Here is a 7,911-nt window from a genome sequence, read left to right as displayed (position 1 = left end):
TTCGTCGCATCCAAGTACGGACAACCAGGCCATCAGAGCACGTCCACGCACGAGTTACTCATCCCGCCGCGTGAGAACGCACGCGCCCTGGTGTCTTCGTTGATGCGAAAGGCGACCATTCCACCTGCCGATGTGAGGAGAAAATCCGTCGGACGACCAGAATTATCGAGGTTCCTTTCGCGGAAATCTTACTCTGCGTGAGAGTTGTAAACGACGACTTTGGGTTGAATCAGCGCGGAAAATGCATTTCGGGATTTGACTACCAGTTGGTAATCCGCCTCCAGGGAATCACCAGCGCCCAGCTGCTGCCCGTGGTTCGGTATGCGGGTGAAGAGGGTTCCCGTCTGGGTGCCAAGCCAGGCATGCTGCCATTGGCCGGTAGCAGCGTCATACCGCCGAAGCCACACATCTGAAGGCGCAAGGAAAGGACCGCCGTCAGGTGACTCCACCAGAATCTGCGGAGACACCGTCACAGGCTTGTCAGAGAGATTTTGGTACGAAATTTTTACATCGTAAACCCGTTCTTCCTGGGTAATCTGGATAGGTGTGCAATCGAGGAAAGTGTATAGCGGCGTGCCAAGATCCTCTTGTTGGCACGCACCGGCGGATCCTTGTCCCCCGGCCACTGTCGCGGCCATGCCCACGGATGGTGCCAACCCCATCGCTGCGATCGCTGCAACACTCACAAAGGCCGCTTTGCGACGAAAATTTCCCATCGAGATGATCCTATCGTTAACGAATTGGACGTCGACCCTACAACGGTGCAGCCATCAATGCAGACGTCACGCGGGTGACGATAGGGTCATCTGTCCGTGTCGCATGTCACCTCAGGGTTGTTTCAGGGTCCGTGTGATGCTGTGAAGTCGCAGGTCGCGGCAGCTCGCGGCGCACCTCGACCCGACCCGGCCCAGGTGACAGCGCTCGTCGACGAGCACCCGCACCTGGGGGTCGAGTGCGTACCTTTCCATCGCCTCCTCGACGTACTACCGCCGGCGCCGCGCCGTGCCGAGCGCGAGCCGTGCGAACGTGTGCGCCGGGACGCGGAACTGACCGAGCAGATCAAGGAGATCCACGCCGACTCGGGCGGGATCTACGGCTCGCCGCGCGTGCACGCCATACTCAAGCGCGAGGGCGTCCATGTGGGCCGCAAGCGGGTCGAGCGCCTGATGCGCGAGGCCGACATCGCGGGCATCAGCCCACGTCGCAAGGGCTTCACGCGCCGGGACCCCAAGGCCACCCTGGCACCGGACCTGGTCCAGCGCGACTTCACCGCGAGTGCCCCGAACCGGCTGTGGGGTCACCGATCTGACGATGATCTCCACCGGCGAGGGCCCGTTGTGGCTGTCCGCGATCCGGGACGCGTTCTCCCGCCGGGTGGTGGCCTGGGAGACCTCCGCCCGCGCGGACGCCGACCTGGTGCTGTCCACGCTCGAGTACGCCCTCGCGTCCCGCGAGGTCGAGCCCGGACAGCTCATTCATCATGCGGATCACGGCTGTCAATATACGTCGATCAAGCTCACAACTCGCCTACTGCGAGCGGGAGTTCAGGCATCCATGGGCTCGGTCGGAGACTCGTACGACAACGCCCTCGCGGAGAACCTGTGGATGATCACCAAGACGGAGTGCATCCGCGGCCGCGTCTTCGCCACCCGGGCCGAGGCGAACCTGGCGCTGTTCGAGTACATCGATGGCTTCTATAACTCCCGGCGCATCCAGAAACGGCTCGGCTACCTCAGCCCGATCGAGTTCGAAGAGAAGCACTACGCCGACCGGGCAACGACCGAACGAACGAACCTGAAACCCCGTCAACCCGCCCTGACCAGCTGATCAGTACCTCCCGCACGCCGGGGGAACCTCAATCGACTACGAACGCGAATACTGGGCCGACCTCACCGTGGGGCTGGCTGCATAGGAAGGACTCCACAGTTCGAGGGGATTGACACCTCGCACACACGCCCGCATCCGGCACCTCCGCCTCAACGTGTCCTGGCCCTGGGCCACCGCGTTCACCCTCGCCTGGAACCGGCTCACCAGCTCCCCCAGACCACCTGCCCAGCGCAGAACCGTCCGGACGAGAGCCAGGAAGGACGGGACCCACAGTCTCCGGGCCCATGGAACCCGGAGCAGCCGCAGCGACACGCGACGGCCTCACCCGCCCGCCAACGGAATAAACGAGACGAAGTCACCGCCTCGTCAGGCAGGGATTACCGCTGACAAATCGAGGCCAGGGATCGAGACCACGACCGCAAGCCTACCGACCCAAGTGAGATGACGTCCGAGGCGTGCGCGCCGCAACTGCGTCATTTCTGACATGAGTTGACACATACATGGACGATGAAAGTATCGGCGCGTTCACATGCACCTAACCACTGAACGCAAAGCTTCATGACGTGAGGCTGTCCCGCAGTAGGACTGCCGACACCATGCAGTGCCAGGTGAAACACAAGCGACCACACGCCCGACTGGAGAAGGAGCTTCCCAATGTCGTTGTCAAGCGGCAGCAGTGACGGGAGGTGAGAAGTGATAGCACTCTCCGTCACGGATCATCGCCCACAGGACATTGAGCCGTCGGCGGGCGAGGGCCAGGACCGCCTGCTTGTGCCCCTTGCCCTCGCTCCTCTTACGATGGTAGTAGGCCTTGGAGACCGGACAGCAGCGCAGGCTGACCAAGGCGGACAGATACATGGATCGCAGCAGTCCGCAGTGGTAGCGGCGATGTCTGCGCAGGTTGCCGCTGACGCGTCCGGAGTCGCGGGGCTGCGGGGCCAGACCGGCGAAGCCCGCCAGCCGGTCCGCGCTGCCGAAGGCATCCATGTCACCGCCGGTCGCGGCGAGAAACTCGGCGCCGAGCCTGGCCCCCATGCCCGGAAGGCTCCGGATCACCTCGGCGTGCGGATGCTCACGAAACCGGGCCTCGATGAGGGCGTCGAGTTCCGCGATCTCCTCATCGAGGGCCATCACCCCCTTCGCGAGGCGGACCACCATGGCGGCCGCCAGCTTCTCGCCGGGCAGCGCAGTGTGCTGGGTCTCGGCGGCCTCCACGACCGTCTTCGCCAGGGCGGCGGCACCGCGAACCTTCCGGTTCTTCAGCCAGGTCTCGATCCGCCGGGCTCCGGTGCGGCGGATGGCCGCAGGAGTCTGGTATCGGGTCAGCAGCAGGACCGGCCCCTGGTTGGTCAGGTCCAGTGCCCGCTCCAACGCCGGGAATATCTCAAGCAGTTGGGCACGGAGCCGGTTGATCTGCCGGGTGCGGTCGAAGACCAGATCCAGGCGGCGGGTGGTCAGGGTGCGCAGGTCGACGGCGATCTCGTCCCCGGGACGCAGCAGGCCGAGGTCACGGCGGATGCGTGCCTGGTCAGCGATGACGAAGGCGTCCTTCGCGTCCGTCTTGCCTTCGCCCCGGTAGGTGCCCGCCGCCCGGTGCACCGCCAGGCCGGTCAGGCAGGCGACGGGCTGGTCGTGGCTGACCAGCAGACCGATCAGCAGGGCGGCGCCACCGTGATTGAGGTCGACCGCCCACAGCACATCGTTGGGAGATGTCCAAGACATCGCCGAGGAGTTGCAGCAGCTCGGACTCGTCATTTGCGATGCGACGGGACAACAGCCGCTCGCCCTGCGCGTTGATCACCACCGCATGGTGGTGCGTCTTGCCGATGTCCACCCCGGCCCAGATCTCGGGCACGTTCCCCTCCGCCAGTTCGTCGTACATCGATCCCGCAGACGACCTCGCCGGCGTTGCCCTACAGCAGCGATCGCATCGCAGTTCCCAATTGGCGGTCGAGTCGTCGCGGGGCTCCGGGCGGCGAGGCTCCATGAACCATCCGTCGGTGCAGCGTGATGTGAGCCATACCCGGAGCCCCTGGGTCCACCGATCCTACGAATGACTGTTCAGACCCACGACTAGAAAGTAGAGCACACCATGAGATCCACCATAAAACTGTCCCTAATGCCCGGCGTACCGAGAGCTGTCGCCCGCACCGCTGCGATTGGAACTTTGAGCCTGGCCTCCGTGCTGGCCTTCTTATCGCCGGCGAGCGCCGCGACCAACATTCGCGGCGCGGAGAAGTTCGACACCGACAAGCTACTGATGTCCCTGTGCACCGGTTCAACCAAGAGGACATACTGGTGGTTCAACGTCGAGACCGGCGCAGTGACCGTGGATAAGACTCTCGGTTACCCGGCCTCGAAACTGCCCTATCCCATCGAGCGCTTTTGGGGCTTCTGCTCCTACCCCGAGTCATCCAGCTGGACTTGGCCCGGATCCGACGTCAAGATCGGAAATACCCTGGTCAATTGTGCTTACGGCTCTACGATTAGCCAGACGACGCAGGTGAACGGAACCACCACCAGTACCACAGCCAACAGCATCTCAGGCTCGGTCGCCATCGAGTGGACTCCGCTGGCGAAGGTCCTTTCGATCGAGGCGGGCGCCAGCTACACGCACACCTGGTCGTACGCGAAATCCAAGGGCTGGGCGACTACCAACGGCATCACAGTGAACCCACGGCGCGCGGGCTGGTTGGTCCAGAGACCGATCATGCGCACCGTGCGCAGCAATCCGGTCTTCCACATCGACACGTACATCTGGGGCAACAGCAACGGCAAAGAGGTCACCTCCCATACTTGGCGCGGCCGCGGCTACAGCGACATCAACTCCAGGGGTGCCTATTACGACGCCGTGGGGAACACGCTCGGAGACAACGGCCTCCCGATCGGTGAGGTCACCGGCAAGGACCGTGCCGTGAACAGCAACGACCACTGCTGACCAGCGCCTGCACCACCTGAGTCCGTGTCATGAACCTACGGAAACGGGGCGATCGTCCATGACGGCATTCGACCACTGCCACTACCGGTGCCTGGGCTCGGACGACTACCGCTACGAAGGCGGACGCGTCTGCACCAACAAGCCGGTCCGCGCCGACTACCTCGACACCCTCGTCTGGGACCACGTCACCGGCCTCCTCACCGACCCCGCTCTGATCCGCACCGAGATCGACCGACGCCTGCAGCAGGCCCGCACCGCGGACCCGGCCCGACGCGAACGCGCCCGTCTGGAGACCGCTCTGGCCGCAGCCACCCGCACCATCACCCGCATGATCGAGGCATACCAGGAACAGCTGATCACCATCGATGAACTGCGGGCCCGCATGCCCGACCTCCGGGCCCGCGAGGCCAACCTGCGCGGCCAACTCGACGCCTTGACAGCCCAGCTCGCCGACCGCGACGCCTACCTCAAACTCGCCCACGACCTGGAAGGCTTCCTCTCCCAGCTCCGTGCAGGCACGAAGACGGCCGACGTTCCCGAACGCCAACGCGTGCTCCGGCTCCTGGTCCAGGACATCCTCATCAGCCCCGAGAAGATCACCATCCGGCACCGCATCCCGATCCGCGAACACACCCCAGCCGGCCACTGTCAGTCACCGGACGCCGACGCCGAGGGTGACATGCACCCGGGTTATCCATTGCGTTGGAGGCGTGGCTTCACCGTTGATGGCGAACGTCTATCTGCACCGGCTGGACCGGGCATGGGACGCGCGCCGTCACGGGGTGCTGGTCCGTTATGCCGACGATGCCGTGGTGATGTGCACTACCCGCGAGCAGGCCGAAGCCGCCCTTGGGCAGCTGAAGGTCCGCCGAACGATGTCGAAGACCACAAGAGCGTCCTGGCTGCGGCGTTTCGGCAGTTCCCGCTGCCGCTGTGGTCGAAGCTGCTGGTGCGGATCGACGGTGCGGCCTTCAGCCACGAGGTCCTGGACCATCTCCAGAGTCTGACCATCGGCCGGCGCCGGGTGCGCTGGGTGACCGGCTGGGCCATCAACGCCACGGACGAGCAGGCCATTGCGCTTGCCGGAGAAGGCGTGGACGGCCGCTCTGGGGCAGGACGGCGAGGTCCATGAGATCAAGGGCCCCGACGGCGACATGGTCTCCTACCAGGTCGCCGAGCTGACCGGGGTCCGTGACCTGACCGGCTGGCCCAAGGGGATGCGGCTGATCGTGCGCCGGGTCAAGCCCTCGCGGCGGGACGCGAAGAAGCTGACCGCTTTTGAGACGCGCACCGGCTGGCGCTACCAGATCACCGCCACGAACATCCCCGCCCACCACGGGCTTTCCGGGGTTCCCGGCTCCGGGCAGGTGTGGTTCGTCGACGGCCTCTACCGTGATCACGCCGAGGTCGAGGACGGGGTGAAAGCGATCAAGCGGGTCGGCCTCGGGCTGCTGCCCTCGACGTCCTGGCAGCTGAACGCCGCCTGGGTACTGGCCGCCATGATCACCACCGACCTCGACGCCTGGACACGGCTCCTTCTCCTGCACGACGAACCCGAACTCGCCGCCGCACAACCGGAGACGATCCGCAGGAAGCTCTACCACCTGCCCGGCCGGCTCACCGCCCACGCTCGCCAACGCACCCTCCACCTCGACCTGACCTGGCCCTGGGCGGCAGCGTTCACCACCGCCTGGCAGCGGGCCCACCAACTCCCGGCCCTCACCTGACGGCCGGCCACCCACCCCGATGACACCAGGAGGAGAGCACCCCACCACCCCTCGGGCCCGTGGAACCCGACGCCCCGCAGTGTCACGCGACGGCCAGTCCCGACACGGTACGGGATATATCGGGCAGCCAGCCGCTCACAACGTCGCCGTCAGCCCTCGGAAGAATCGAGGCCGGTGCGGCCGGGGGCCCGTATTTCAATGACTGAGCGTTTTCAGCGTGGCCACTGATCGGGTGACCAAGCATTGAATCACAAGACACTACAGGAACTCGCCAAACTCACCACGTGAGACATCGTTTTTTAGATAATGAGTTCGGCTCGGTCCAGCGTGACCGGCCAGTCGTTGATCCCGTCCCATGACACCAACACATCGAATCGGTAATCCTTGACCGCCTGTCGGGCCTGATGCCAGTGACTTGAGTGAATACGCGGCACGTCCTCACTGTTGTACACGGGCCACACCTGAGCCACCGTGTATCCAGCGTCCAGGGCATGCTGCCGCAGTAACAGCAGGCGCTCCAGATCAAGGCCGGTCATCACCGATTTTTCGGTGCGCAAGTAGAGCAACGCTTTCATCAAGTTCTCCTCAGAAACGTATCGTAGGTTCCCATGCGGGCTGAGCGAGTGGTGCTCCCCGGCGTGGTTAAGTGAGCATTCGGACATCGCGATCGTTTGACGAGTTTGCTCGGCGCCCTGTGCCGAAGCGATGGGGTATGACTTGGCTGACGCGAGGGCCGCGCGCCGTGGTATGTGTGGCGCGACCTGCGCGACACCGCCTAAACCACGTCGGCGTGTTCGCCTACGTCCGCTGGTTTCGGATGATCCACATCCGAGGCTGCGGGCACGAGAGGCAAATGCCTCGAGCCTGCCAACAATAGACGTCGGTAGTGATCAGAGTCGGCAGATGGTGCGGGTATCGGTGGCCGGTTACTTTTTTCCGGTAGCCAAGGGTGACCCTGGTGGCACTCCGTGTTCTTCCGGTTCCGCTCTGCGACTTTTGCTGGTCTCTGAGTCAAGGGTAGTCCGCTACCGATTGCTGGTGTGGCCTGCGTCACTTTAAGATGTTTGACTCTACGGGTGTCATATACGGTCGTGCGATTATCGCGGCAGAGAATTTCAGATTTTTGCACCGTGCGCTCACTAGGCAACCCTAATAAATCCACATGATCGGCGTTGCGGTGGTTGACGGTCAGGAAACTTTATCTCGCGCCAAAGCTGAGCAGCGGGCTGTTCTCCAGTTTCCTGTTGGGGGAGTTCAGTAACGTCTCATTTTGGCGACCGCTTATCACTCACATTTCACGAACAAAGAAAAGAACGGCAAGTCATGACCTTCAAGGCTGAGTACATCTGGATCGACGGCACCCAGCCGACGGCCAAGCTCCGTTCCAAGACGAAGATCATCGCGGGTGAGCCCGCCGGT

General features: G+C 63.8%; 7 protein-coding genes and 2 pseudogenes. 5 read left to right on the top strand and 4 right to left on the bottom strand.

All coding sequences use genetic code 11. The features are described 5' to 3' along the window. Positions 1-188: 188 nt before the first annotated feature. Positions 189-716 (bottom strand): hypothetical protein, encoded by a 528-nt coding sequence (locus ABZ453_RS49570; protein ID WP_359026448.1) that lies wholly within the window; start codon positions 714-716, stop codon positions 189-191. Between the two features lie 96 nt (positions 717-812). On the opposite strand from ABZ453_RS49570, the pseudogene ABZ453_RS49565 reads away from it, so the two are divergent. Beyond that, a pseudogene (locus ABZ453_RS49565) lies at positions 813-1,148 on the top strand (transposase); the annotation flags it as partial. A 163-nt stretch (positions 1,149-1,311) separates the two neighbouring features. Next, the gene (locus ABZ453_RS49560; protein WP_359026446.1) at positions 1,312-1,827 is read left to right on the top strand and encodes an IS3 family transposase; all 516 of its coding nucleotides are present in this window, start codon (positions 1,312-1,314) and stop codon (positions 1,825-1,827) included. A gap of 663 nt (positions 1,828-2,490) precedes the next feature. On the opposite strand, the pseudogene ABZ453_RS49555 reads toward ABZ453_RS49560, so the two are convergent. Further along, positions 2,491-3,709: pseudogene (locus ABZ453_RS49555) on the bottom strand (IS110 family transposase). Positions 3,710-3,994: 285 nt separating this feature from the next. Here ABZ453_RS49555 and ABZ453_RS49550 point away from each other — a divergent pair. Beyond that, positions 3,995-4,765 (top strand): hypothetical protein, encoded by a 771-nt coding sequence (locus ABZ453_RS49550; protein ID WP_359026444.1) that lies wholly within the window; start codon positions 3,995-3,997, stop codon positions 4,763-4,765. Here the strand turns inward: ABZ453_RS49550 and ABZ453_RS49545 are convergent. Then, the gene (locus tag ABZ453_RS49545; RefSeq protein WP_359026442.1) at positions 4,722-5,411 is read right to left on the bottom strand and encodes a hypothetical protein; all 690 of its coding nucleotides are present in this window, start codon (positions 5,409-5,411) and stop codon (positions 4,722-4,724) included. The genes ABZ453_RS49550 and ABZ453_RS49545 overlap by 44 nt on opposite strands. A gap of 79 nt (positions 5,412-5,490) precedes the next feature. On the opposite strand from ABZ453_RS49545, the gene ABZ453_RS49540 reads away from it, so the two are divergent. Then, positions 5,491-5,772, top strand: coding sequence for a hypothetical protein (locus ABZ453_RS49540; protein ID WP_359026450.1), 282 nt, complete (start codon positions 5,491-5,493; stop codon positions 5,770-5,772). Between the two features lie 72 nt (positions 5,773-5,844). Beyond that, positions 5,845-6,492 (top strand): transposase, encoded by a 648-nt coding sequence (locus ABZ453_RS49535; RefSeq protein ID WP_359026440.1) that lies wholly within the window; start codon positions 5,845-5,847, stop codon positions 6,490-6,492. Between the two features lie 299 nt (positions 6,493-6,791). Here the strand turns inward: ABZ453_RS49535 and ABZ453_RS49530 are convergent, their stop codons facing one another. Continuing rightward, positions 6,792-7,067, bottom strand: a complete 276-nt coding sequence (locus ABZ453_RS49530) for a hypothetical protein (protein WP_359026438.1) — start codon at positions 7,065-7,067, stop codon at positions 6,792-6,794. Positions 7,068-7,911: the final 844 nt, after the last annotated feature.

Source organism: Streptomyces sp. NPDC005799, assembly GCF_040630525.1.
In the GTDB taxonomy this organism is placed as follows: Bacteria; Actinomycetota; Actinomycetes; order Streptomycetales; family Streptomycetaceae; genus Streptomyces; species Streptomyces griseorubiginosus_B.
Note: the sequence above shows the minus strand (reverse complement) of the source record. Positions and strands in the feature narration are given on the sequence as shown.

Coding starts and splice junctions, on each gene's coding strand:
- ABZ453_RS49540 (WP_359026450.1), top strand. CDS start 5,491: ATGGCGAACGTCTATCTGCACCGGCTGGACCGGGCATGGGACGCGCGC.
- ABZ453_RS49530 (WP_359026438.1), bottom strand. CDS start 7,067: ATGAAAGCGTTGCTCTACTTGCGCACCGAAAAATCGGTGATGACCGGC.
- ABZ453_RS49570 (WP_359026448.1), bottom strand. CDS start 716: ATGGGAAATTTTCGTCGCAAAGCGGCCTTTGTGAGTGTTGCAGCGATC.
- ABZ453_RS49560 (WP_359026446.1), top strand. CDS start 1,312: ATGATCTCCACCGGCGAGGGCCCGTTGTGGCTGTCCGCGATCCGGGAC.